Origin of the sequence: Paenibacillus soyae, assembly GCF_024623455.1 — a bacterium.
GTDB classification, from domain to species: domain Bacteria; phylum Bacillota; class Bacilli; order Paenibacillales; family Paenibacillaceae; genus Pristimantibacillus; species Pristimantibacillus soyae.
This window is the reverse complement of the sequence record NZ_JANIPJ010000001.1, coordinates 425,748-450,593: the sequence shown is the minus strand read 5'-3', so window position 1 is coordinate 450,593 and position 24,846 is coordinate 425,748. Positions and strand designations below refer to the sequence as shown.

General features: G+C 55.6%; 25 protein-coding genes and 1 other annotated feature. All 25 genes read right to left on the bottom strand.

Annotation, left to right across the window (positions count from 1 at the left end):
- Positions 1-32: 32 nt before the first annotated feature.
- The 25 genes from pheA to NQZ67_RS01890 all read right to left on the bottom strand — a co-directional run bounded on the left by pheA (position 33) and on the right by NQZ67_RS01890 (position 24,543).
- Positions 33-908: a prephenate dehydratase gene (pheA, locus tag NQZ67_RS02010; protein WP_257442259.1), complete on the bottom strand. Its 876-nt coding sequence runs from the start codon at positions 906-908 to the stop codon at positions 33-35.
- A complete protein-coding gene (thrB, locus tag NQZ67_RS02005) occupies positions 905-1,888 on the bottom strand; it encodes a homoserine kinase (protein WP_257442258.1) in 984 nt (327 codons plus the stop codon). Before thrB ends, pheA begins: the two co-directional genes overlap by 4 nt.
- A 4-nt stretch (positions 1,889-1,892) precedes the next feature.
- Positions 1,893-3,179, bottom strand: coding sequence for a homoserine dehydrogenase (locus NQZ67_RS02000; RefSeq protein WP_257442251.1), 1,287 nt, complete (start codon positions 3,177-3,179; stop codon positions 1,893-1,895).
- Positions 3,180-3,206: 27 nt separating this feature from the next.
- Positions 3,207-3,644: an ACT domain-containing protein gene (locus NQZ67_RS01995; RefSeq protein ID WP_257442249.1), complete on the bottom strand. Its 438-nt coding sequence runs from the start codon at positions 3,642-3,644 to the stop codon at positions 3,207-3,209.
- 113 nt (positions 3,645-3,757) lie between these two features.
- Positions 3,758-5,083, bottom strand: coding sequence for a GTPase ObgE (obgE, locus tag NQZ67_RS01990; protein ID WP_257442248.1), 1,326 nt, complete (start codon positions 5,081-5,083; stop codon positions 3,758-3,760).
- A gap of 13 nt (positions 5,084-5,096) precedes the next feature.
- The gene (locus NQZ67_RS01985) at positions 5,097-5,834 is read right to left on the bottom strand and encodes a Spo0B domain-containing protein (RefSeq protein ID WP_257442246.1); all 738 of its coding nucleotides are present in this window, start codon (positions 5,832-5,834) and stop codon (positions 5,097-5,099) included.
- Between the two features lie 140 nt (positions 5,835-5,974).
- Positions 5,975-6,286, bottom strand: coding sequence for a 50S ribosomal protein L27 (gene rpmA, locus NQZ67_RS01980; protein ID WP_257442238.1), 312 nt, complete (start codon positions 6,284-6,286; stop codon positions 5,975-5,977).
- 47 nt (positions 6,287-6,333) lie between these two features.
- A complete protein-coding gene (locus NQZ67_RS01975; RefSeq protein ID WP_257442237.1) occupies positions 6,334-6,669 on the bottom strand; it encodes a ribosomal-processing cysteine protease Prp in 336 nt (111 codons plus the stop codon).
- Between the two features lie 12 nt (positions 6,670-6,681).
- Positions 6,682-6,993 carry a 50S ribosomal protein L21 gene (gene rplU / locus NQZ67_RS01970; RefSeq protein ID WP_257442236.1) on the bottom strand — a complete coding sequence of 104 codons (312 nt, stop codon included), beginning with the start codon at positions 6,991-6,993 and terminating at the stop codon, positions 6,682-6,684.
- A 15-nt stretch (positions 6,994-7,008) separates the two neighbouring features.
- Positions 7,009-7,092, bottom strand: a sequence feature (ribosomal protein L21 leader region).
- A gap of 92 nt (positions 7,093-7,184) precedes the next feature.
- Positions 7,185-8,432, bottom strand: a complete 1,248-nt coding sequence (locus NQZ67_RS01965) for an Rne/Rng family ribonuclease (protein ID WP_257442235.1) — start codon at positions 8,430-8,432, stop codon at positions 7,185-7,187.
- 40 nt (positions 8,433-8,472) lie between these two features.
- Positions 8,473-9,354: a M50 family metallopeptidase gene (locus NQZ67_RS01960; protein WP_257442234.1), complete on the bottom strand. Its 882-nt coding sequence runs from the start codon at positions 9,352-9,354 to the stop codon at positions 8,473-8,475.
- The gene (locus NQZ67_RS01955) at positions 9,347-10,345 is read right to left on the bottom strand and encodes a M23 family metallopeptidase (RefSeq protein ID WP_257442233.1); all 999 of its coding nucleotides are present in this window, start codon (positions 10,343-10,345) and stop codon (positions 9,347-9,349) included. Before NQZ67_RS01955 ends, NQZ67_RS01960 begins: the two co-directional genes overlap by 8 nt.
- A 171-nt stretch (positions 10,346-10,516) precedes the next feature.
- Positions 10,517-11,665: an FtsW/RodA/SpoVE family cell cycle protein gene (locus NQZ67_RS01950; protein ID WP_257442231.1), complete on the bottom strand. Its 1,149-nt coding sequence runs from the start codon at positions 11,663-11,665 to the stop codon at positions 10,517-10,519.
- Positions 11,666-11,672: 7 nt separating this feature from the next.
- Positions 11,673-12,464: a septum site-determining protein MinD gene (minD, locus tag NQZ67_RS01945; RefSeq protein ID WP_257442230.1), complete on the bottom strand. Its 792-nt coding sequence runs from the start codon at positions 12,462-12,464 to the stop codon at positions 11,673-11,675.
- Positions 12,465-12,467: 3 nt separating this feature from the next.
- Positions 12,468-13,130, bottom strand: a complete 663-nt coding sequence (minC, locus tag NQZ67_RS01940; RefSeq protein WP_371825252.1) for a septum site-determining protein MinC — start codon at positions 13,128-13,130, stop codon at positions 12,468-12,470.
- 68 nt (positions 13,131-13,198) lie between these two features.
- Entirely contained in the window at positions 13,199-13,723 is a 525-nt protein-coding gene (mreD, locus tag NQZ67_RS01935; RefSeq protein WP_257442228.1) for a rod shape-determining protein MreD, read from the bottom strand.
- Positions 13,720-14,568: a rod shape-determining protein MreC gene (gene mreC / locus NQZ67_RS01930; RefSeq protein ID WP_257442226.1), complete on the bottom strand. Its 849-nt coding sequence runs from the start codon at positions 14,566-14,568 to the stop codon at positions 13,720-13,722. Before mreC ends, mreD begins: the two co-directional genes overlap by 4 nt.
- A gap of 86 nt (positions 14,569-14,654) precedes the next feature.
- A complete protein-coding gene (locus NQZ67_RS01925; RefSeq protein ID WP_257442225.1) occupies positions 14,655-15,686 on the bottom strand; it encodes a rod shape-determining protein in 1,032 nt (343 codons plus the stop codon).
- 57 nt (positions 15,687-15,743) lie between these two features.
- Positions 15,744-16,433, bottom strand: a complete 690-nt coding sequence (radC, locus tag NQZ67_RS01920; protein WP_257442224.1) for a RadC family protein — start codon at positions 16,431-16,433, stop codon at positions 15,744-15,746.
- A gap of 68 nt (positions 16,434-16,501) precedes the next feature.
- Complete coding sequence (locus NQZ67_RS01915) at positions 16,502-17,131, bottom strand: Maf family protein (protein ID WP_257442223.1); 630 nt, start codon at positions 17,129-17,131, stop codon at positions 16,502-16,504.
- 54 nt (positions 17,132-17,185) lie between these two features.
- Positions 17,186-17,428 carry a DUF4321 domain-containing protein gene (locus NQZ67_RS01910; RefSeq protein ID WP_257442222.1) on the bottom strand — a complete coding sequence of 81 codons (243 nt, stop codon included), beginning with the start codon at positions 17,426-17,428 and terminating at the stop codon, positions 17,186-17,188.
- A 62-nt stretch (positions 17,429-17,490) separates the two neighbouring features.
- On the bottom strand, positions 17,491-18,897 hold the full coding sequence (locus tag NQZ67_RS01905) for a hypothetical protein (RefSeq protein WP_257442220.1): 1,407 nt from the start codon (positions 18,895-18,897) through the stop codon (positions 17,491-17,493).
- A gap of 178 nt (positions 18,898-19,075) precedes the next feature.
- Positions 19,076-20,476: a UDP-N-acetylmuramate--L-alanine ligase gene (gene murC / locus NQZ67_RS01900; RefSeq protein ID WP_257442218.1), complete on the bottom strand. Its 1,401-nt coding sequence runs from the start codon at positions 20,474-20,476 to the stop codon at positions 19,076-19,078.
- Positions 20,477-20,483: 7 nt separating this feature from the next.
- Positions 20,484-21,872, bottom strand: a complete 1,389-nt coding sequence (locus tag NQZ67_RS01895; RefSeq protein WP_257442216.1) for a bifunctional folylpolyglutamate synthase/dihydrofolate synthase — start codon at positions 21,870-21,872, stop codon at positions 20,484-20,486.
- A 28-nt stretch (positions 21,873-21,900) separates the two neighbouring features.
- The gene (locus NQZ67_RS01890) at positions 21,901-24,543 is read right to left on the bottom strand and encodes a valine--tRNA ligase (RefSeq protein ID WP_257442214.1); all 2,643 of its coding nucleotides are present in this window, start codon (positions 24,541-24,543) and stop codon (positions 21,901-21,903) included.
- Positions 24,544-24,846: the final 303 nt, after the last annotated feature.

Below are 24,846 nucleotides of genomic sequence, written 5' to 3'. Positions count from 1 at the left end.
TCTTACACCTCCGGAATATATGTCAGAAAAGTTTATAATAGCTGCTCGTAAGTAAAGCTAGGATAACAGCCGAGCACCCGGATCTGGCAGCCGATCGCCTCGATTTCCTGCAGCGCGGCGGGAAGGAGCACAGAATCCAGAGACATCTCGATCTCGATATAAAAATAATAATTGCCCAGCTTCTTCTTCGTCGGGCGGGACTCGATCCGCGACAGGTTGATGCGCCGCCATGCGAAGGCGGACAGCACCTGATGGAGCGCGCCTGGAAAATCTTCCGGCAGCGTCACGAGAATGCTCGTTTTGACGCGGTCCGACTGACGGGCGGTATACGGCTCGTTGCCGACCAGCATGAACCGCGTATAGTTGTTGTCATGATCCGTCACTTCGGTCGCCAGCAGGTCGAGGCCGTTGTTCGAAGCCGCGATACGCGTACCGATCGCCGCGATGCCTTCACCCGGATGGTCTCGAACGATGCGAACGGCTTCCGCCGTGCTGCTAACGTGCTCCGTCTCGACACCGGGCATGCGCGTCCGAAGAAACTGCAGGCACTGCGCCATCGCGACGGGATGACTAATTACTTTCTTGATCCGCGTGAGATCCAACTCGCCCGTTCCGTTCAGAAGCTCGGATCTTCGGCCGATCAAATTCTGAATCGACGGATAGACCCATTCCGCCTGCATCGGAAGATCCACTTCATGGACGAGCCAATCCATATGCAAGCTGACGGAACCTTCGATCGTATTCTCGATCGGAATAACGCTGTAATCGCTTATACCGTTAACCGTGGACTGGAACACGTCCGCGATCAGGCGGTGATGCTTCCATTCCATATGGTCTTCCCCGGCGAACAAATGCTTCGCCGCTTCGTCCGAGACGGAGCCGGCGGGCAACAATGCTATCGTCTTCATGCTTTGACTTCTCCTTTGATTCGCTCCGGCAGCGACAGCCCTTCGCCGCCCGCAATCTCCTCTACCGTTACCTCAGCCCCGTGCGGGCAGGGCGACAGCCACAGCGTCTCCGCTTCAATGCCTTCCTTCGCCAGCGTCGACTTCAGAAACTCTTCAAGCGCGGTCTTCTCCCCGCTCGCCGCATCCACGAACGCGATCAGCGTCGGCCCCGCCCCGCTTAGCGCAGCTCCCAGCGCGCCGAAATCGGCGGCGCGCTCCAAAATTTCCGCCATGCCGGGGATAAGGGCCGCACGATAAGGCTGGTGCAGCCGATCCTTCATCGCATGGCGGATGAGGCCCAGCTCGCCGCCGGCCAGCGCCGCGACGAGGAGCGAGCTGCGTCCGACGTTGAATACCGCGTCGGCCATGGACAATGTGGAAGGCAGCGCATGGCGCGCCTTCTCCGTAGCGAGCTCGAACGCCGGGATCGCAACGAGCGTCTTCAGCCTCTCGTGCGGCTCGATTCTCGCGTAGTGCGCCTCCGAGCCGTCCCAAGCCGAGACGACAATGCCGCCGAAGAGCGAGGCGCCGACATTATCGGGATGGCCCTCCAGCTCGGTGGCGATCTTGAACAGCTTTTCCTTGCTGAGCGGGCTGCCGATTAACGCGTTAGCGGCGACGAGAGCGCCGATAATTGCCGAAGCGCTGCTGCCGAGGCCTCTTGTCAGCGGAATGTCGCTGTACATGGAGACGGTTAGCTCCGGTACGCGGACACCTGCTTCTTCGAATACAAGCTGCGCCACTTTGTATAACAAATTCGATTTGTCCCGCGGCAATCCGTCCATGCCTTCGCCGTAATACTCGAACGTTGTTTCTCCGGTTCCGGACTCCGACATCTCGATCCACGCATAGAGCGATAACGCCATGCCGAGCGTATCGAAGCCGGGTCCTAAGTTAGCGGTGCTGGCAGGAACCTTTACGATAACCTTACGATTTTTCATAAGACTAACCTTCTACCCGGTAGACGCTTTTCACTTTGTGCACGACATCCAAAGATTTGAACTCGCCCAGAACCTTTTGGATTGCCGCTTTGCTCGCGTCATGCGTAATGATGATGATTTCGGCTTCCGGATTGCTCGGATTCGGCTGCTGAAGGACGGATTCCAGGCTCACCTCGAAGTCTGCGAATACTTGCGTAATGCGTGCAAGCACGCCGGCGCGGTCCGCGACATGCAGCAGCAGGAAATATTTCGACGAGATCTGCTCGTCGGTTTTGAGCTTCTTCTCTTTGTAGGCGACGGCTCCCTGCTTGCCGTTCACGCCAAGCTTCAAGTTCTTCACGACGGCCACGAGATCCGCCACGATGGAAGTAGCCGTCGGCAATTCGCCGGCTCCGGCTCCGTAGAACATCGTTTCGCCCACCGCTTCGCCGTATACGTACACCGCGTTGAACACGCCGTTCACGGAGGCGATCGGATGGGACTTCTTCACCATCGTAGGCTGTACGCTGACGCTGATCTGATCGTCCTGGCGCTCCGCGATGCCGAGCAGCTTCAGCTCGTAGCCGAGACGCTTCGCGTAGAGGATATCTTCTTTGCTCACGGATGAAATGCCTTGCGCCGATACATCCTCGAGCGCTACGTTCGAACGGAAGCCCAGCGTCGACAGAATCGTCATCTTGCGGGCAGCGTCCAGTCCTTCCACGTCGGAGGTCGGATCCGCTTCCGCGTAGCCGAGCTCCTGCGCTTCCTTCAAGACGTCCGCGTACGACGCGCCTTCTTGGCTCATCTTGGTCAAGATATAGTTCGTCGTGCCGTTGACGATCCCCATGATCTTCGTGATGCGGTCGGAAGAGAAGCCTTCGACCAGCGTACGGATGATCGGTATCCCGCCCGCTACGCTTGCCTCGTACAGAACGTCGCAGCGATGCTCCTGCGCCTTGGCCAAAATTTCCGCGCCGTGCAGCGCCATCAAATCTTTGTTGGCCGTCACGACATGCTTGCCAAGCGACAAGGCTTCCAGGATATATTCCTTCGTATGTTCAATGCCGCCCATTACTTCGACGATAACGTCGATCTCCGGGTGACGGATAATTTCCCAAGGATCCTCGGTCAGCTTGTCCGGGGATATCGAGATGTTCCGCGACTTGCTCTTATTCTGCACCAGTACTTTCTCGATCATGATAGGAGATCCGACCTGAGTCTGCAAATCCTCCTGATGGCCTTCCACAATGCGCACGACGCCCGTTCCGACCGTGCCTAATCCCAACAAACCAACTTTAACCGGTCTCATATTTCACCCTCCGCTTATCTTCAAATTTTATCCGCGCCCGATGATCGCCGCTTTCCGAACGCCCGATTGGCGCTTCAGCACCTCGATCAGCTCGGAAGCGTCGCCCGCCGTCTGCGACACGTCGACGGACAGCACGACGTTCGCGAAGCCTTGCAGCGGAATGCTCTGATTCATGGTCAGCACGTTCCCTTCCTGACTGGCGATCAGCCCCAGTACGCTGGACAATACGCCTGCCCGGTGCTCCAAATCCATCGAGATCGTAACGATTCTTTCCTGCGTGATTTCATTCAGCGCATACACGCCATCCTTATACTTATAGAAGGCGCTTCGGCTGAGTCCCGCCCGTTCGACGGCTTCGTGAACGGTGGTGGCGCTCCCGTTCGCAAGCATTTCCTTTACCTGAATGGTCTTCTGTATCGCTTCCGGCAAAATGTCCTCCCGAACGACATAATAGCGATCAGCCACTTGCGTCCTCCTCAAAAAGACAAATGTACACCTATAGTGGACATTATATCGAAAGCAAGCCGCTCCGGCAATAGGCTTCATTGAAAAAAGACGACTTTCGTCGTCTCTTGTCTTTAGTCGTAAGGATTGTAGTCGCTTCCTTCAAAAAATTCAAACGCAAAATCCGCGACCCGAACCATGTCTCCGTCCTTCGCGCCCGCCTTGCGCAGCGCGTCGTCCACGCCCAGCTTCCTCATCGTGCGCGCGAAACGCATGACCGCGTCATACGAATTCAGATTCATACGCTTCATCATCCGAGCGATGCCTTCGCTCTCCACGACGAAAATTTCGTCCTCGCGATGAATCGTGAACGTAATCTCTTCTTTTTTCTCGTAGCTGTATACCTTGCGTTCCTCGATTTCCTTCACTTCCTCGACCTCGGCATGTACCGCGATCGTGTCAAGCAGATCGGCCGCCTTGTACAGCAGCTCCTGTATGCCCTGCTTGGTCAGCGACGATATTGGGACGATCTGATGAACGCCTTCCTGTCCAAGCGCCTCCAGCTGCTCCTTGAACAGGGCGAGTTGATCTTCCGCTTCAGGCATGTCCATCTTGTTCGCGGCAATGATTTGCGGCCGCTCCGCCAGCTTCGCGTTATACAACGAAAGCTCGGCATTGATTTTCTGCCAATCGTCGAACGGATCTCTTCCTTCGGACGCCGCCATGTCGACGACATGGATGATGACCCGCGTCCGCTCGACATGCCGCAGAAACTCGTGGCCCAGGCCTACGCCTTCATGCGCTCCCTCGATCAAGCCGGGTAAATCCGCCATCACGAAGCTTCTGCCGTCGCCTACGTCGACGACGCCGAGGTTTGGCGTAATGGTCGTGAAATGATAAGCGCCGATCTTCGGCTTTGCACCCGATACGACGGAGAGCAAGGTCGACTTGCCTACGCTCGGGAAGCCTACCAGACCGACGTCGGCCATAACCTTAAGCTCCAAGACAACCCAGCGTTCTTGGCCCTCTTCTCCATTCTCGGAGATGTAAGGCGCCGGATTCGTCGGCGTCGCGAACCGAATATTGCCCCTGCCGCCACGGCCGCCCTTGGCGACGACAACCTGCTGGCCGTGACGCGTCATATCCGCGATGATCTCGCCGGAATCGTCATCGATAATGACCGTTCCCGGAGGAATACGCACGATCGTATCTTCCGCGCTGGCCCCGTGCATCCCTTTCACTTTGCCGCGCTCTCCGCGCTCGGCTTTGAAATGCTTCTGGTACCGGAAATCCATCAGAGTCCGAAGACCTTCGTCGACGCGGAAGATCAGATCTCCGCCATTGCCGCCGTCTCCTCCGGCCGGTCCGCCGTTCTCTACATATTTCTCCCGGCGGAACGAGATTATGCCATCCCCGCCGTCTCCGCCTTTTACAAAAATTTTCGCCTTATCGACAAACATATCTTGCCTCCGTTCAAGCCCGCATTTCCGCTTTCAGCAGCACCTTGGAGAAGCTCTGCTCCGTGCCTTCGAGCCTAAGCGGCGCGCCGGCGAGCTGCTGTTTCATTTTTTGATTCCATTGCTGCTCGTTAATGAGCTCGCCTTCGTAATAAAAAGCCGCGTACAGCGCTTCTTCGTCCGCGCTTAACGCAAGCCGCAGCACGGACGTATCGCCGGCCTCCGGCTTGGCGGCCAGCCGATAATTATTAATGGTATGTATGAGCGTCTCCGCAACCGCTTCTCCGTCCAGATCGAGCTCGTTCAGATTCAGATTTTCCTGAATCTCGACCTCGAGAGACAATGTGTTCGACACCGTTCGGAACGACTGGATGAAGCTGATCAAGGATGGCACGCCGAGCTTCGATACCGCGCTCTCCGCGACCATTCTCTCCCTTATTCTCTCCACGTAATGAACGGTCTTATCCAGCTTGCCCAGTCTGATGTACCCGAACAGCACCTGCAGGTCGTTCATCCAATCATGACGGTGATGGTTAAGCGTTCGAATGCCGGATGTTTGCATCGCTTGAATCGTTCGAGTCAGCCTCTCTTGGTGTTCTTTGCGTTCTGCGCGAATCCAGAATGCAGCTGCAGCAATGAGCCATACGATTAGGATGGCCGTCAGCCACAATCGTCCCGGCCAGATCAGAACCGCGCTGGCCGGCAGCAAGACCGATGCCGCCGCATAATGCTTCGCCGTCGTTAAGCGTCCCATTTCCAAGAACCTGCCTTTATTTGATTTCCTAGCTTATCCAGTATACCATGACGAGACACCGCGGTCATCCTAAGAGGACTTTTAAGAAAAAAAATCCCGGCCAAGCAATGCCGGCCGGGGCTTGTCGAACATATAAGAAATTAAGCTTCTACTGCAGCGGCTACTGGAGCCTCAGCAACAGGGTATACGCTCACTTTCTTGCGGTCGCGTCCAAGACGCTCGAACTTCACAACGCCATCGACTTTCGCGTACAGCGTGTCGTCTTTGCCGATGCCTACGTTCGTGCCAGGGTGGATCTTCGTGCCGCGTTGGCGGAACAAGATGCTGCCTCCCGAAACGACTTGACCGTCAGCGCGCTTAGCGCCAAGGCGCTTGGAGCGGGAGTCGCGTCCGTTCTTCGTGGAGCCTACGCCCTTCTTCGAAGCGAATAGCTGAAGATTCAATTTCAACATGGTGTATTCCCTCCTTCTTAAGTCATTGCGTTGCCGTCATTCGCGGCTCATTGAAGCCGCTCATGCAGGACAACATGTTTGCCGTATGATGTAGCGATCGTCTCGAGCATGACCGACATCGATTCGAGCAGCAGCTGCATCTTCGCGTCCGAATCCGCATCGGGCAGAACCGGAATATCCGACGACAGCCAGCCGTTCTTCATCGTAGCCGGGAGCTCGACGCCCGCCAAAGTCTCAATCGCATTCACCGTGCCGACCGAAACCGCCGACACGCCGGCGCAGACAATGTCTTTGCCGGGTTTCGCATATTTAGCATGTCCTTCGACCGCAAATGATACGATGCGTTTGTCTTCCGACCGTCTAACGAAGGTAACGGTAATCATGGAGAAACCCTCTTACGCTTGGATTTTCTCGATTGTTACTTTCGTGTAAGGCTGACGATGACCTTGCTTGCGGCGGTAGTTCTTTTTGGCTTTGTATTTGTAAACGATGATCTTTTGGCCTTTGCCGTGTTTCTCGACTTTGCCAGTAACGCTAGCGCCGGATACGACCGGAGCGCCTGTTACGAGACCGTCCTTGCCGGATACGGCCAGAACGCGGTCGAACGTTACGTTTTCGCCTTCGTTGCCGTTCAGTTTCTCGATGTAGATCACATCGCCCTCCTGAACTTTGTATTGCTTGCCGCCAGTTTCGATGATTGCGAACATTGTTGGTGCACCTCCTTGTTTTCGAAGACTCGCCTGATTAAGGTGGAAGCCGTGTTGCTGAGACTTCTCTTGCAAACCTGATCGGAGCGGTACCTGCATATTCGCGCAAAATAATGTTACGGAACATACACCCAAACAGTTTATCACATAGATAGATAGAGTTCAAGCTTTAAAATAAGAAGTTTTCAGGCTTAGCTGCTCGTCCGATCCGAAGCCGAGCTCCGGCCGCAGGCTTTGCACACCTCGCCGATCTGCTTGCCGGCGTTCTCTCGCACTTTCTTCCTGGTCAGCTCCATAAGACCAAGCTTCGTCCAGCCGACAATCGTGCATTTGGTTCCGTCCCGCTTCGCTTCCTCGGTCATTCTCGCGTAAATTTTGGAGCGGCTTTCCTCTTGCTGCATATCGATAAAATCAATAATGACAATACCCCCGACATCCCTGACCCGCAGCAGTCTGGAGATGAGCTCCGCAGCTTCCAGATTCGTCCGGTAGACGGTATCCTCCAAATTATTAGTGCCCGTATACTTGCCCGTATTCACGTCGATTACGGTTAAGGCTTCCGTCTCCTCCCAGATGAGATACCCTCCGCTCGACATCGGCACCCTTCTGGAGAAAGCTTCTTCGATCTGCTCGGATACCCGGAATTCCTGGAACAATCCGAAGGCTCCCGTACCCTTGTACAGACGCAATCTTTCCTTCAGCGCCGGAGCCATGTTCGTGAGGAGCTTCTTCGCTTCGCTGAAAATCGAAGGACTGTCAATCCATATTTCGTCGATATCCCGCGTCAGCGAATCCCGCACGACTCTATGCAGCAAACCGGCTTCGCTGTGCAGCAGCGCGGGAGCCCGCACGGCGGATGCCCGCGAGGAGACCGATTGCCAAAGCTCCCGAAGCATGAACACGTCCGACTCCAGCGCCGCCGCTTCCTCCCCTTCCGCCGCGGTTCTCATGATGATGCCTTCTTCGTCTCTTCGCAGCCGTTCTCCCAGCGCCTTGAGCCGCTCCCGCTCCGCATCGCCGTTTATCCGCTTCGAGACGCCGACGTAGTCGGCGCGGGGCATGTACACTAGCCATCTGCCGGCAAGATTGAAGTGCGTCGTGACGCGCGCTCCTTTGCCGCCGAGCTGGTCCTTGACCACCTGCACGATGATCTCCTGACCGGATTTCGCCAGCTCCGTTACGGAAGGCTTCTGTTTAGGCTGCTTATCCGCGTTGGGGTGCAGCATATCATCTATGTAAAGAAAAGCGTTTTTTCCAAGCCCGATATCGACGAAAGCGGCTTCCATGCCAGGCAGAACGTTGACGACTCGTCCCTTATACACATTCCCGACCAAGCTTCCGCCCCCGGAGCGCTCCATAAAAAACTCCACAAGCTTGCCGTCCTGCAGCACGGCCGTCCGCAAAGCGTCTCCATCCACATGCATCAGCATCTGCTTCATCTTGTACCGTTTCCTCCGCTCGTGTGGTTTTCTTCTTATTCTACCCGAAAAGCTCGCTCACTGCACGGTGAGGATCTCGTCCGGATAAACAGCCCTCCACAATTGTTCCCTCCGGAATGACTTGCAATCCCGATGCGGACGGCACGATGACATACACCAGATGATAGCTGTCCCTGCTGAAGAGCTTGGCCACGGATAAAATCGATTGTTTGCCGTTCACGATAAGAGGCTTAACCTTCCGGCCGAGCTCCGGCTCGGGATCGTGCATTCGCTCCCGGTGCGTAAGAAAGCGGTAAAACAGAAAGGGAATATGCCGATGATAAGTCCAATTCGTCATAAGAAGGAACGTCCCGACGATCAGCAGGTTGAACTGGATGCCTCCGCCTTCCATCAGCAGCGGCAGGAACGCGCACGTCATCATGCCGATGCTCAGGGCGATGCTGATGCGCGCCGTAATGAGAAGCATCCGGTAATAGTTGAACATATAGCTAAGAAGCGCTTGCAGCAGCTTGCCTCCATCAAGAGGATATATCGGAAGCAGGTTGAACAAAGCGATCATCGCGTTTGCCCCCGCCACGTAATGGCCCCAATCCTCGTCCCAGATCCCGAGCGCGCCAAGCGACCAGGCCAGCAGCCCCATCCATACGTTTTGCAAGGGACCCGCAATGGCGACCAGAGCATCTTCTCTCGCGGAGATGCCCCCGGCGTCTTCCACTTCCGCGACCCCGCCGAACGGGAGGAGCTTCACCTCCCGGATCCGCCAACCGAACCCCCGCGCCACGATAACATGACCCAACTCGTGGACCAGTACGATAATAAACAAGGTGAGCAGCTCCGCAAAATAGCCGGTTAATGCCGAAGCCAGCATCACGATGACGAACAAGGGATGAATGGACCAGCGTATGCCCCGCCATTTAATCAATCGGTATCACGTCCAACGGATCCATGTAGCGATCATTCTGCTTGACGGCGAAATGCAGGAAGCTCTGCTCGCCGTCTACCGCGGTCTGAAGACTGCCGATCTGCTGGCCGGCTTCAACCCAGTCGTTCACCGCTACGTTCGCCGTTCCCAGCTTGCCGTATATCGTGATCCGGTCGTTGGCATGCTGAATTAGAATACTGTCGCCTTTCTCCGTCACCTGTATGACTCTGCCGGTTTCCACCGCGACTACCGGCGCGCCGGACTCTCCGGCGAGCTCGATTCCGTTCAGCAGCTCCGCGAACGTGCGGACAATTACGGCTTCTTCGATCGGGGCCACGACGGGCGTGTTCGGTTCACCGTCCACGAGCGCGGCGCCGCCTCCCCTCTCTTCGAATATCGGGATAAACGAAGGGGCACCGGCGAAAACGTCCTTGTACCAAAGCGCGACCGCGTCGAAATTCATCTCGTCCGTCATCGCCTCCTTCACGAATTGCTGTCCCTGCTGCGCCAGCGGATGGTCAAGCTCGAACATCATCCATATACCGCCGAACAAAGCGGCGGACAGAATAAGCTTCCAAGCGAATGACTTGCGCAGACTGCCCCAACCTCCGCCCTCCGGCGGCTCGAAATCGTCCGTATGCTGCGACTTGACAAAGCTGCGCGCGCCCGAAGTAGACGGACTGCCGTTATCCCAGCCTGCCCAGGGGTTCGGATTTTTTTTCCAGGCCAGTTCAGGATCCTCAGGCCTGCTCCTGCGGGCGCCTGGCTTGGGATCCGTAAGCTCGGGCTGCATGGCTGCCCAATCTGGCGCGCTTCTCCAGCTATCCTGCTCATCTAATAAGGCTTCGCTCTCCGGCGCGACGCCGCTCGGCCTACCTCTCTTCGGCTGCGGTATGCTTATCTCCGTTTGTTGCGGTCTTTCCTGGTATTGATGCAGCAAGCTCCTTATCTTCTCTTGCCTGCGCAGCTTGACGTCGTCCCTAACTCCCATAACCGTACCTCCCCGGCTTCGATTGGCTTCGAAAGCTCGTCTTCTACTACATAATTATGTGGACAAGAAACCAAGTATGTCCCAGTCGGAACGACAGCTTACCTTGGCAGGCATTGTAAAAACAAAAAAATCCCTTTTCAAGAACCGCTTGAAAAGGGATGGATCGAATATTTAATTATCCGCCAGCTCATACACTTCCTGATGGGCCTTGATGCTGAACACGAGACCGATTGAAGCCATGTTGAGCAGCAGCGAAGTGCCGCCATAGCTGACGAATGGCAGCGTTATGCCCGTTATCGGCATTAAGCCGATCATCATGCCGATGTTCTGGAACACCTGGAACACGAACATCGAGACAATCCCGATGACCATGTAGGAAGCCCGCCTGTCGAAGCATTTGAAGGCGATGATGATCATCCGGTAGATAAGCAGGAAATACAGCAGAAGAAGAACCGCCGAGCCCTGGAAGCCGAATTCCTCCCCGATGACGACGAAGATGGAATCGGAATACGTGTACGGAACAAAGCCGCCGTTAATCATATCGCCTTGAAGGTAACCGTCGCCGCTCAATCCTCCCGTGCCGATTGCAACCTGGGCGTATTCCGACTGACGCTTGGAATCAGGGTCTGCTAATTCAGGGTTGACATAGGTGTTTATACGTTCATACCAATGTCCTTTATTCTGTTCATACATAAAGTCTTCAATTTCCGTATTGAACGTATTGAACAGAAACATAAACAGCATAACGCATCCTACCGCAACCGCTAATCCGATGGCAACATGCGTATATTTGACGTTGCCGATCCATAACATTCCGATAACGATAACGACATAGATAATCGCATTACCGAGATCGGGCTGAATCATGACGAGAAGAAACGGCAAAAAAGAAAATGAGCCGATGACCAAAATGTCCTTCGTAAAGGTCAGCCGCTCCCCTTGTCTTCTTCCCAGCAAGTAAGCAAGTCCGATAATTAATATGATTTTGACCATTTCGGCCGGCTGGAACGAAAGCTGACCGAAACGGAACCATCCTTTGGCACCGTTAATCTCCGCTCCAAGGAAATAGACGAGGATGAGCAGAATGACTCCTATCCCGTACAATACATACCAGCTCTTGAGCACGATTCGGTAATCGAACAATACGGCTGCGATCGCTACGAAGAAACCAAGCCCAAAAAACACAAGCTGTTTAATATGATGATTATGATAAAGCGGATTATTAACTGTTGCACTGTGAATCACGATGACGCTGACCGCCATCAGACATAACAAGATGATGAGAATGCCCCAATCCAGCTTCTTTAGTTTGTTAAGCACGAGACATTCATCCTATTCCCAGAAACTTGCGGAATCGCTTGAACGCGCCCGCTTTCTCGTCGAGCAGCATCAGCGGCACCATATCTCCAAGAATTCGCCTTGCGATGTTCCGGTAAGCGATCGCCGCTCTCGATGCCGGATTCATGACGGTCGGCTCGCCGTTGTTAGCGGCGGAGATCACTTTCTCGTCATCGGGGACGATGCCGAGCAGATCGATCGCCAGCACTTGGCAGATCTCGTCGATATCGAGCATTTCGCCGCTTTTCACCATCGATTGACGGATGCGGTTGATCACTAATTTGGACGGAATCTTCGCCCCTTCGAGCAGGCCGATTACCCGATCGGCATCCCGCACGGCGGCGTTCTCCGGGGTTGTGACGACGATCGCGCGGTCAGCGCCCGCGATCGCGTTGCGGAAGCCATGCTCGATGCCCGCCGGGCAATCGATAATGACGTAATCATGATCCTGCTTCAGCTCCAGAATCATGCTGCGGATTTGCTCGGGCTTAACCGCGTCCTTGTCTTTGGTCTGCGCGGCCGGAAGCATATAGAGCTCGTCGAACCGTTTGTCTTTGACCAGCGCTTGGCCAAGACGGCAGCGCCCTTCCGCCACGTCGACCAAATCATATATAATCCGATTTTCGAGACCCATCACAACGTCCAGGTTGCGAAGTCCGATATCGGTATCCACCAAACATACCTTTTTGCCGAGCAGCGCCAGCGCTGTCCCGATATTGGCCGAGGTCGTCGTTTTGCCTACTCCGCCTTTGCCCGATGTTACAACGATCGCTTCTCCCATGCTCTACACTCCTTTAAACGTTATAGGATTATGCCTGATGCGGAACAACTGCGACAGCTTATCGATTTGCATCTGACCTTCTTCCAAATAGGCGAATTCCATCGCGGCGTCCCCGGATATCCATTCTTCCGGAGGCCTGCTGACGACGTCCGCGATTCGCAGCTGGGTCGGACGCATGAGTGACGTAGCAATAACGGCGTCGTGACGCCCGTTCATCCCGGCATGAGCCATTCCCCTAAGCGCGCCCATGACATAAATATCCCCCGTGCAGAGCAAGGTGCCGCCGGGGTTCACGTCTCCGATCAACAGCAGATCGCCGTCGTGCGTAAGCGTCTGGCCCGAGCGAATGATCGACGTTATGATCTGCAAATTGTTCGGCCCCGCGCTCGCTTGCGCGCTTGGCGTGTCCGACTCTATCGAGCTGATCATCAGATTCCCCTGCGACCGAATAATGGCCGCGATCTGTTCCTTTTGTTCATCGGTGGCGCTCCTGGCGCCCAGCTTCACGTGAATATGGACGAGCGGTCCCGTAAGCAGCTGCTGGTGCGTCTTCTCCAGCTTGTATTGCAGCTCGGCTAGCAGAGCTTCGAATGTGCATTGATCGTCGAGAAGGAACAGAAGACCTTCTTTGACGCCTTTTATCATTATATGTTGCTTCTCGGTCACGACCGTCCCTCCCCAACCTATTGAATTCTTGCTAGCCGCACCAAATTCCTGCTTGGGACCGGTCGAATTTATTCTTCGTCACCGTCCATAGCCGTCTTGCCGCGAGATTCGAACATTCGCCTGACCGGAATGTAGCACGCGAGGGCGAATGCCAATTGGAGGAACAAGCTAGGCAGAATATAGTGAAGCAAGGCCCAGGCATACGAGGAATCGGTGATTCGGAACACCTTGTAAATATAAAATAACGAGGTGTCGTAGAGCAGGCACGCGAAGCCTATAATCGTAATCGCCATCATGACGGTCGCCCGCTTGCGTTCAAGGAGCACGCCTGTAAAGTAGCCGATCAAGCCCATTGTAAAAAAATGAAGGCCGAGCAAATGACCGTAATAGACGACATCCTGCAGCAGTCCGAAGCCGGCGCCAAGCATCAGTGCTAGGTGCCGATTGCCGTATAAGGCGGAATAGATCACGATAACGAAAATAAAGTGCGGAATGATGCGGTCTCCGAAACCATCCGGAATGATCCAAGGCATTAACGCGCCTTCGAGCACGAAAAGCAGCAGCATGATGGAAACGATCCGATTCATGCTCATTCCGCTTGTTCCTCGCTCTCCGACGGCTGGACGACGAATACCTCCGTCAAATGGTCAAAGCTGGTGAACAGCTTGACGCTTGCCGTGTAGGTCAGCCCGAAGTCGCCGACCTCCTTCGTCTCCACGGTCCCGACGCGGATCCCGCGCGGGTAGATTCCTCCGAGTCCCGACGTGATGACGGTATCGCCGATTTCCATTTTGTCCGTCTCCGCGATCCGGGTCATCACAAGCCTGCCCGTTTCCTTGTTATAGCTGCTGAGAATGCCGAACGATTCGTCCTCCCGACCCTGGATCGTGGCCGCGATGGAACCATTGGTCGGCGATTCTTCGCTCAGCTCCGTGATCGGCGTAATGGTTGACGTGAACGGGGTGACGGAGCTGACCAGACCGACGAGTCCGTCGACCGTTGTCACCGCCATATTCGGCTTGATTCCGTGTTTGGAGCCCAAATTGATGTTCATCGTCCGATTGTTGGCGTCGTTGCTGACGGAGATGACATGAGCGATCAAATAATTGTAGTCGTTCATTCGCTTCTGCTGTTCCGTAAAATTAAGATCCTTCTGGAGTCGTTCGTTTTCTTTCTTTACGAAATTATACTCGACTTTATCCCGAGCGTAAGCGGCGGCCATCAGCCTGAGCTGCTCGTTCTCTTCGTAAACCGTCCTCAAATTCCTCAAGTCCTCAAAGAAGCCCGCTATAGATCCAGCGGGCTTGTAGAACCATTGCTGCACGTAGCCGGATGTATCCTTCAGAAACTTCTCCGGCCACGTCAGTTCCTTGCGATCGCTCAGCGAGAAGCCGATGATCGCGATGAACAAGATCAACCCGATCATAAGCATGAACATTCGCTTATTTCTCATGAGATTAAACAGTCCGATCACCTGCCCGTCAGTCGCTTATCCAATTCTATCGATATTCCGGCGCGCTGCTTCTATCGTCTCGATCTCACAGCGGAGCTTCTGCTCTTGAACAGGTGGATGTGATCGAGGGAACGTCCCGTGCCGATCGCCACGCAATCCAGCGGATTATCCGCCACGATAACGGGCATTCCCGTTTCGCGCTGCAGCAGCTTATCCAAATTGCGAAGCAGCGCTCCGCCGCCCGTTAGGACGATGCCGCGGTCCATGATGTCCGCCGACAGCTCCGGAGGGCACTTCTCCAGCGTGAACTTCACCGCGTCGACGATCGCGTTGATCGTATCCATCAGCGCGTCCGTAATCTCGTCGGATGTGATCGGAAGCGTCTTCGGCAACCCCGTCACAAGGTCGCGTCCGCGAATCTCCAGCGTCTCCGGCTTATCCAGCTGAAGCGCCGAACCGATCTCCATCTTCAGCTGCTCGGCCGTTCTCTCGCCGATCATGAGGTTGTACAGACGCTTGATATATTGAATAATCGCTTCGTCCATCTCGTCGCCCGCCACTCGGATCGAACGGCTCGTTACGATGCCGCCGAGGGAAATAACCGCAACCTCGGTCGTGCCTCCGCCGATATCGACTACCATGCTGCCGGTCGGCTCCCATACGGGCAAATCAGCGCCGATCGCCGCCGCGAATGGCTCCTCAATCGTGTACGCTTCGCGGGCTCCCGCTTGCTTCGCCGCGTCTTCGACCGCTCTCTGTTCGACCGCGGTAATGCCGGAAGGCACGCACACCATCACGTTCGGATGGCGCGGGAACAGCGAACGCTGCTTCTGCGCGGAACGCATAAAATATTTGATCATTGTTGCCGTCGTCTCGAAATCGGCGATGACGCCGTCTTTCATCGGTCTGACCGCGCGAATGTTGCCCGGCGTCCTGCCGATCATCTTCTTCGCGTGCTCCCCTACCGCTTCAATCGTTTTTGTATCCGTACGCAGAGCAACCACAGACGGCTCTCTTACGACAATTCCTTTACCTTTCACATATACAAGGGTATTCGCCGTACCCAAATCGATTCCTAAATCTTTCGAAAAACTACCGAACATGATCTTGCTCCCTTCTAAGTACGACAATCCCTTTTGGAACAGCCTCTTATAATTATATTACAAGTGGCCTAGCTCCTTCAAACTGACGAAGCGGCCGTCGCCGATGACCAGATGATCCAGCACCTCGATTCCGACGAGCTGTCCCGCCTCGGCGAGCCTCTTCGTCAGAGATATATCCTCCGGGCTTGGAGTAGGGTCGCCGCTTGGATGATTATGCGCGCAAATAATAGACGCGCTGCTGTATTTGATAGCTGCCCGGAATACTTCCCTCGGATGGACAAGCGATGCGTTAAGCGTCCCCATCGACAATGTTTCCCGGGCAATAATATGGTTTTTCGTATTGAGAAACACGCAAACGAAATGCTCTTTCTTCAAGTAGCGGAGCTCTTCCATCACATAATCGGCGGCATCCTGCGGTCTTCGGACCGTGATCGTATCGCCGAGCTTGCTCTTCGTAATTCTTCTGCCGAGCTCGATGCCGGCTCGCAGCTGCAGCGCTTTGGCCGGACCTATGCCCGAGATGGCCGTCAACTCTTCCACGCTCATATCGAGCAGCCCGCGAAGGCTACCGCATTGCTTCAAAATCGCGCCCGCCAGATGAACGGCGGATTGGCTCTTCGTGCCCGTTCGCAATAAGATAGCCAGCAATTCCGCATGGCTCAAAGCTTCTGCCCCATATCTCATCATGCGCTCTCTCGGACGTTCCTCATGGGGGACATTACGCAAACTGTTCGACTGCATCGACATGTCCCTATCCCGCCTTCTCTTCTCCTGACCTGATTGCCGCTAATACCCGTTACCCGCCTGCCGGCGGTCTAAAACGTCCGGATGCCGTATTGCTCAAGCATATCGGACAGTAACGCGAGCGGAAGGCCCACCACGTTGAAATAACACCCTTCGATCTCTTCCACCAGCGTCGAACCGAGACCCTGAATGCCGTAGGCGCCCGCTTTGTCCATCGGCTCCCCGGAAGCGATATACCGCCTGATTCGATCTGTGCCAAGCTCTCTCATCCGGACAATCGTCCTTCGGAAAGCGACCTGCGTTTCCCCGCTGTCGGCCGCGATGCAAGCGACTCCCGTGAATACATCGTGCTTCCGGCCGGACAGCTTGCTCAGCATGCGGAATGCATCCTCTTCGTCCGCCGGCTTGCCGAGAATTTCACCGTCCACCGCGACAATGGTGTCCGCGGCGATAATGAGATCCCGATAGGCCCCGGCATCCTGCGATTGCCGAAGCATGTCCAGCGCGGCCCTAGCCTTGCGCGAGCTTAACGTCTCCACGGTTTGCTGCGGCGTCCACCCCGGAAGCACCGTTTCGTCGGAATCCGTAGACAAAATATAAACCGGCAAGGAAAGGTCGAGAGTTGCGACCAGTTCCTTCCGGCGCGGCGACGATGAAGCCAGCACGATGCGGCTTATCGGTTCATATGCTTCATTTGTCATTCTTTCTTCTCCTTGCGAATAGAAACTGGCAGCCCTTACTCGCGGAAGGGCCGTCTACATGCGGCGGTACAACCAGATTGCCGCCGCCGCCCCTACGATGCTGAGCAGGCTGAGCTGCAGGTCAAGCTGCAGCGAGAATCTGATCACATAGAGATCAAATGCGGGCGACCAGGAGGTTACGATCGGCTTCGTCAGGAATGATAGGCCTTGGACCGGTTCCAGCCACTGCGCCACGAGAGCGCCGGCCACGAGCCCAAGCAAGATAAACAAGGCGAGAATCCATCCGTTTTTCTTCATCAATCTATTCCTTTCGTCACGATCTGACACCTTCACTCTATTATACGCAGGAACGCACCCCTTTACAATGCGCTCATAGACTCAAACCATTCTTTTTGGGCAAGCACCGAATCCATTAGGGCCGTCTGCGCTTTCCACAAGCTGGCCTTGCTGGTCGCCTTATCGTAAGCGAGCATCGCCTCTGCGCCCGAATCGATAGCTTTCTTCATTTCCGACAAATATTGACGGCCTTTCTCGTCCGTGACACCCTCTTCCATCTTGCCGGCCAAATCTCCCCATGCTTTGTATTTCTCCTTCCAAGCGTCCGCCGCCGCTTGTCCAATCGGGGATAGGGTCGGCTGTTCAAGCTGGGTGACGACGAGAGTCGACCACGACGCTACAAGCGAGTTGGTCAGTTCGAAGAAATTCGACGCCGTCTCCGCATCCCCTTGGAAAGCAAGATTGCCGGGGCGCAGCGTCACTTCTTTTTTGTAAACCTGCAGATCCGGCATAACCGAAGAAAGCGTGGACGCTTCGGCCGTGCTAGCGGCTAGGCCCGCATAGACTAGATACTTTCCGTTCGATTCAGTGGAAGAGCGCGGCAAGTCTTTGTCGGCCAGCTGTTGCAGCGCGGCGTCCCGAGTTGCGGTGCCGCTGAACACGCCGTATTGCAGCAGCGTATAATCGTACTCGCCGTTTATGGCGACGGTAGCTGCCGGAACGCTCTCTCCCGGATTGTCCGCTTGGGGCCCTTCTTGGTTATTCGTTCCTTCCTCGACACCACCCGTTGCTTCCGTAAGCGGGAGGTTTACGATATCGTCCAGGCTGACCGTTTGCCCCGCCGTCTCATCTCCTGCTCCGTTACCCGAGCTTCCCGGCCAGATGAAATCTCCGGTGAACAAATTCAAGATCAGATAACCGAACAAGGCGCCTGTCGCAAGCGCTCCGGCTACCGACAAGAACACGTTAAACCAGGAAGGCCCTTTGCCGCTTCTGCGATAGGCCGATTTCGCATAAACCGATTCATCGATGAGAGGAAACCCGGAATCTCCTCCGCCGCTTCTCGCCAATTCAACGTCCTCATTGGCTGCCGGCCGTTCATACTGAAGCTCGTACTCCATGAGATCCGAGTCGGAAGATTCCCGCTGCGCTGCTCCCCATTCAGAGCTTATGTCAAACGGATGGTCATCACTCGTCACGAATAGCGGTTCCTCTTTCTTCCCCGCTTCCGTGACCCCGTCATCGCGCTCACGGCTTGTCCCGTTCGTGCCGCGGATGAGCTGCTCCAAGTCTCCGATTTCATCATTCGGGGTGCTAGTCCATGGCTGGACCTCTATAGTATTCGCAGGCGATTGTTGATATAAGGGGATTACATTATCGGCTGGAAGTTGTTCCCTTTCGCTCTCAAGCGATTTCCGTTTGTCTTCCGGCTTCGAAACTTGCTTGCCTTGACGGTCGAAACGATAGGTGATGCGGTTATTCGGGTTCATGTCCATCTCTCCTCGTCTTGTTCTAGAGGTCATTCAAAAAGTCCGCATTCGGTTCTTTGAACGTTTATTACTATCATCCTATGAATCCGAAGAGAGAGTTATGACCGATAATAGAGAGAAAATAGAAAGCGGAGCCGTCCCCATGGACAACCCCGCTTCTGAATGCGGCTGCGCCGCGTTATTGAGCTTGCTTCAGCGATTTCGCCAGCGCATCCGCCACTTTCCAGATATCGCCTGCCCCCATCGTAATGACGAGATCGCCAGGCGCGACCCTGCTTGTCAGCGCCTCCAGCACTTCTTCCTTCGTCGCGATATATTCGGCTTTGGCGTGGCTGTTCTGCCTGATCAGCTCGACCAGCTTGCTCGAATTTATTCCTTCGATTTGCTTTTCGCCCGCCGGCGAGTAGATGTCGGTAATGATGACTTCGTCCGCCTCCGGGAAAGCCCGGCTGAACTGTTCGAACAAGAAGTACGTCCGCGTATAGCGCTGCGGCTGGAAGACGGCGATTATCCGCTTGCCTGTCGCTTTGGCCGCGCTGATCGTCGCTTGAATCTCGGTCGGATGATGAGCGTAATCGTCGATAACGAGAATGTCGTTCGCTTCGCCGAGAACCTGGAACCGTCTCTTCGCACCGCGGAACGACTTGATCGCTTCCTTGATGTCGTCGAACGCAAGTCCCGCTTCCAGACAGGTAATGACGGTCGCCATCGCGTTGTATACGTTGTGCTGCCCCGGCACGGACAGCTCGATCGAGCCGAGGAGAACCTCTTGCTTGCGCATGTCGAACGTGACTTTCCGGTCGCCCAGCTTAATATTATCCGCCGTATAATGAGCGCTGCCGCTGATGCCATACGTAACGAGCTGAGCATTCTCGCGTTCGTTGTCATTCTCGTAAATTCTAGGCAGAAGCTCCTTCACCGTCTCGTCGTCGGCGCATACAATAGCTTTGCCGCCGTCTTTCACTTGGCGCAGGAATTGGACGTAAGCCGATTTCAGCTTCTCGAAATCGCCATCGTAATTTTCCAGATGATCGGGTTCGATATTGGTAACGATCGCGATGGACGGATGATATTGCAGGAAGGACCCGTCACTTTCGTCTGCTTCCGCAACAACGTATTCGCCTTTACCCGCTTTGGCATTCGTTCCGACGTTGACGATTTCTCCACCTATGATATAGGTAGGATCCGCTTCGCAGGCTTCCATGACAAGAGCGATCATGGACGAAGTCGTCGTTTTCCCGTGGGCGCCCGCGACCGCGACGCCTTTGCCCGCGTTCATCAATCTCGCCAGCATCTGGGCGCGATGGAGTACGGGGATGTTCAGCTCCTCGGCCGCCTTTCGCTCGACGTTGTCGCTCGTAAGCGCCGTCGAATAGACGACCAGATCGGCTCCTCTTACATGCTCCGGCTGGTGACCGATGAAGATATCGGCCCCTTTCGCGGCGAGCTTCTCCGTGAGCTCTTGACGCGCAACGTCCGAGCCTGTCACTTTATAGCCCATCTCCAGCATGACGCGCGCGATGGCGCTCATCCCGTAACCGCCGATTCCGATGAAATGAACGTGTTCTGCCGTATTCAAAGACGGTTCACCAACCTTTTTCAGAATCCGAGTTGTACAGCAAGCGGGCACGCGCATCGGCTATCAAATAGAGCGTCCCCGTCACGACCCCAAGATCCTTGGACCCGGTTATCTGTTGTAATGTTTGCAGTGCCTGCTTCCAATCTTTCTCCACTACCAGCTCAAACGGCCTCTCTACCTGCATGTCTTGCCGCAGCTTCCGCACGATCTCGGCCAAATCCATCGCATCCATCTTCATCCGGTAATCAGGCTCGGTTAAGATAAGCGTATCCACTATTGGTAGTATATGCTTAAATGTATCTTGATGATTCTTATTCTCCAGCATCCCCATAACAACATGCAGCTTCTCGTATTGGTATGTAGACTTCAGACTGGCCGCCAGCATTTCCGCGCCTTCCGGATTATGCGCGCCGTCGAGCAGAATGCGCGGATTCCGCTGCACCATCTCCAGTCTGCCCGGCCATGCCGCTTCCTCCAAGCCCGCATACAGCACTTCGTCGTCTACGACAAGCGCATTGTATTGGCGGAGAACTTCGAGAGCCATGACGGCAACGGCGGCGTTCGTACGCTGATGGGCGCCGTTCAGACGAATCCGCAGCGAATCGATATCGCGGAACAAGCCGCGGAACCGGAACGACTGCTCGTCTTCGCCTACTTCGAGCGCCTGCTCGTCGAAATGCTCGCCGATCATATAGATCGAGCACTTCTTCTCCGCCGCGACCCGCTTCAGGACGGCCTTCACTTCCGGCTGCGTCGCCGCGCTGACGACGGGAACTCCCGGCTTGATAATGCCAGCCTTCTCCTCGGCCACCTTCTCCAGCGTATCTCCCAGACGGTCCATATGATCGTGACCGATATTCGTTATGATCGAGAGAACGGGATAGACGATGTTGGTGACGTCGAGCCTGCCTCCTAGTCCCGTCTCCCATACGACGTAGTCCGGATAGGTGACCTTGGCGTAGAACAGAATCGCGAGCGCCGTAGACACTTCGAACATCGTCGGCGACCCGAGCTCCGTCCGGCCGATTGCTTCCACGTGGGGCCGCAGCTCGTTCGCCAGCTTCAGGAGCGTCTCCTCTTCTATATCCTTGCCGTTATATTGGAACCGATTCGTGAATTTCGTAATATAAGGCGACGTGAACGTACCTACGTCGTAGCCGCTTTTGACGAGCACGCTCGTCAAATAAGCGCAGGTCGAGCCTTTGCCGTTCGTCCCGGCGACGTGGATGAACTTCAGTCTGCGGTGCGGATTGCCCAGACGTTCCATTAGCGCCTCGATCCGGTCAAGTCCTGGCCGGATTCCGAACGGGACAAGCCCCGTTATCCATTCCACCGCGGCTTGATAGGAAGGGAGAGCGCCTGACTCTCCCGCATATGCGTTGCTTGTATCTGTCATATCCTTTTACCCTCTTCCATTCATGAAGCTAGCCGCGAAGCTCGGCGATTCTTGCTAGTACTTTATCCCGTTTGTCCGCGTAATCGTTCATCTTCGCGCGTTCTTCCTCGATGACCTTCGCCGGCGCTTTGGCCACGAAGCCTTCGTTCGCGAGCTTCTTCTCCACGCGCTCTACTTCGGAGATCAGCGTTTTCAGCTCCTTCTCCAGCCTTGCGATTTCCTGCGAGATATCGATCAGACCCGCGAGCGGCAAGTAAAGCTCCGCGCCCGTAATGATCGCGGTCATCGCTTTCTCCGGCGCGTTCACATGCAGACCGCTCTCGAGAAGGGACGTTCCGCAGAAGCGCTTAATGAACTCTTCGTTGCGGGACAAGATCGCCGCTTCGGCTTCGCCTGCCGGCTTGATCAGCAGCTCGACCTTCTTGCTCATCGGCACGTTCACCTCGGCGCGGATGTTGCGGACGGAGCGGATCATCTCCATTAGCAGCTCCATCTCTTTGACGGCGTCCGGCGCTTCGAGCGCCGCTTCATAGACCGGCCACTCGGCAAGCGTAATCGTCTCGCCGACATGCGGCAGATGCTGCCAGATTTCTTCGCTGATGAACGGCATGAACGGGTGGATCAAGCGCTGCGTGCGATCGAGCACGTAAGCGAGCACGGATTGCGTCGCTTTCTTTGCGGCTTCGTCCGAACCGTTCAGGCTCAGCTTCGAGAACTCGATGTACCAGTCGCACAGATCATCCCAGATAAAGTTGTACAGAAGACGTCCCGTCTCGCCGAATTCGTAGCTGTCGATCAGACGCGTCACGTCGCGTACGGTTTCGTTCAGGCGGTGCAGAATCCAGCGGTCGGCGGTTCCCAGCTTCACGCTGATATCGATATCGGCGGCTCCGAACCCTTCCAGATTCATGAGCGCGAAGCGGGACGCGTTCCATATCTTGTTCGCGAAGTTGCGCGCCTGCTCGACCTTCTCGAAGCGGAAGCGCAGGTCCTGGCCCGGCGTGCTGCCCGTCGAAATCATGAAGCGCATCGCGTCCGCGCCGTATTGCTCGATGACGTCGAGCGGATCCACGCCGTTGCCGAGCGACTTCGACATCTTCTGGCCGTCCTTGTCGCGGACGAGACCGTGCAGCAGAACATCCTTGAACGGCATTTCGTCCGTGAATTCGAGAGCGGTGAAGATCATGCGCGCAACCCAGAAATAGATGATGTCATAGCCGGTTACGAGAACGTCGGTCGGGTAGTAGCGCTTCAGGTCTTCCGTCTGCTCCGGCCAGCCCAGCGTAGAGAACGGCCACAGCGCGGAGCTGAACCACGTATCGAGCACGTCGTTGTCCTGGCGCAAATGATCGCCCTTCATATCCTCGCGGGAGACATGCATCTCGCCCGTCGCGTCATCATACCAAGCCGGGATGCGGTGTCCCCACCACAGCTGACGGGAGATGCACCAATCGCGCACGTTCTCGATCCAGTTGAGATAAATTTTTTCGAAACGGTCCGGCACGAAACGAACGCCCTTGCCCGACTTCTGCGCGGCAATGGCCGCTTCGGCAAGAGGCTTCATCGCAACGAACCACTGCGTCGACAGGTACGGCTCGACAACGGCGCCGCTGCGCTCGCTATGGCCGACCTGATGTACGTGATCCTCGATGCGGACGCAAACGCCTTGCTCCTGCAGATCCTTCACGAGCTGCTTGCGGCAGTCGAAACGGTCCATGCCCTTGTAAGGACCGGCTTCCGCGTTCATGATGCCGGATTCGTCCATTACGATAATTTGCGGCAGATTGTGGCGCTCGCCTACCTCGAAGTCGTTCGGATCATGGGCCGGGGTAATCTTCACGGCGCCGGAGCCGAATTCTTTCTCGACGTATTCATCCGCGATAATCGGAATTTCGCGGCCGACAACAGGCAGCACGATCATGGAGCCGATCAGATGTTTATAGCGCTCGTCTTCCGGATGAACCGCGACCGCCGTATCGCCCAGCATCGTCTCCGGACGGGTCGTGGCTACCGTAATATGGCCGGAGCCGTCCTTCAGCGGATACTGCAGGTGATACAGGTGGCCGTTCAGCTCCTTGTATTCGACCTCGATATCCGAAAGCGCCGTGCGCGCCGCCGGATCCCAGTTAATGATTTTTTTGCCCCGGTAGATCAAGCCCTTCTCGTAGAGGCGGACGAACACTTCGCGAACCGCTTTGGAGAGGCCTTCGTCCAGCGTGAACCGCTCCTTGGAGTAGTCCAAAGACAGACCCATCTTCGCCCATTGGTCGCGGATGGTATTCGCGTACTGGTCCTTCCACTCCCATACCTTCTCGAGGAACGCTTCGCGCCCAAGATCGTGACGCGAGACGCCCTGCTCGCGCAGCTTCTGCTCGACCTTCGTCTGCGTCGCGATGCCCGCATGGTCGGTGCCAGGCAGCCAAAGCGCGTCATAGCCCTGCATTCTCTTCGTCCGGATGAGAATATCCTGAAGCGTGAAATCGAGCGCGTGCCCGATATGCAGCATCCCCGTTACGTTCGGCGGCGGAATAACAATGGTGTAGGGCTTTGCGTCCGGGCGTTTGCCCGACTCGAAGAATTGGCCTTTCATCCAGAAGTCATACCACTTCTGCTCGGCCGATTTCGGATCATAGGTCGTTGGCATTGCCGTTTTCAACTGATCATCTGACATAGGTCTCATACCTCCACAAAATCTGTATGCAAGCCCGTACGTACACGCCGTCCGGGCGGTGAAAACATAACGGGCAGCCTCGCTTCGCGCGCTTAAAGCATATAAAAAAGCCTCTCGTCCTGTCATAAAGGACGAAAGGCTATGCTCCCGTGGTACCACCTTCGTTCCGCGTTAGAAGAAACCCCCGCGCGGCACTCGAACAGATAACGGCTGCTGCCGGCTAGATCTATCGCGAGCCGCATCGGCTTCGCGGTTCAACCCAGCAACTCCGGGGCGACATGTAGGCAGTCCGTCCTGCAGAAC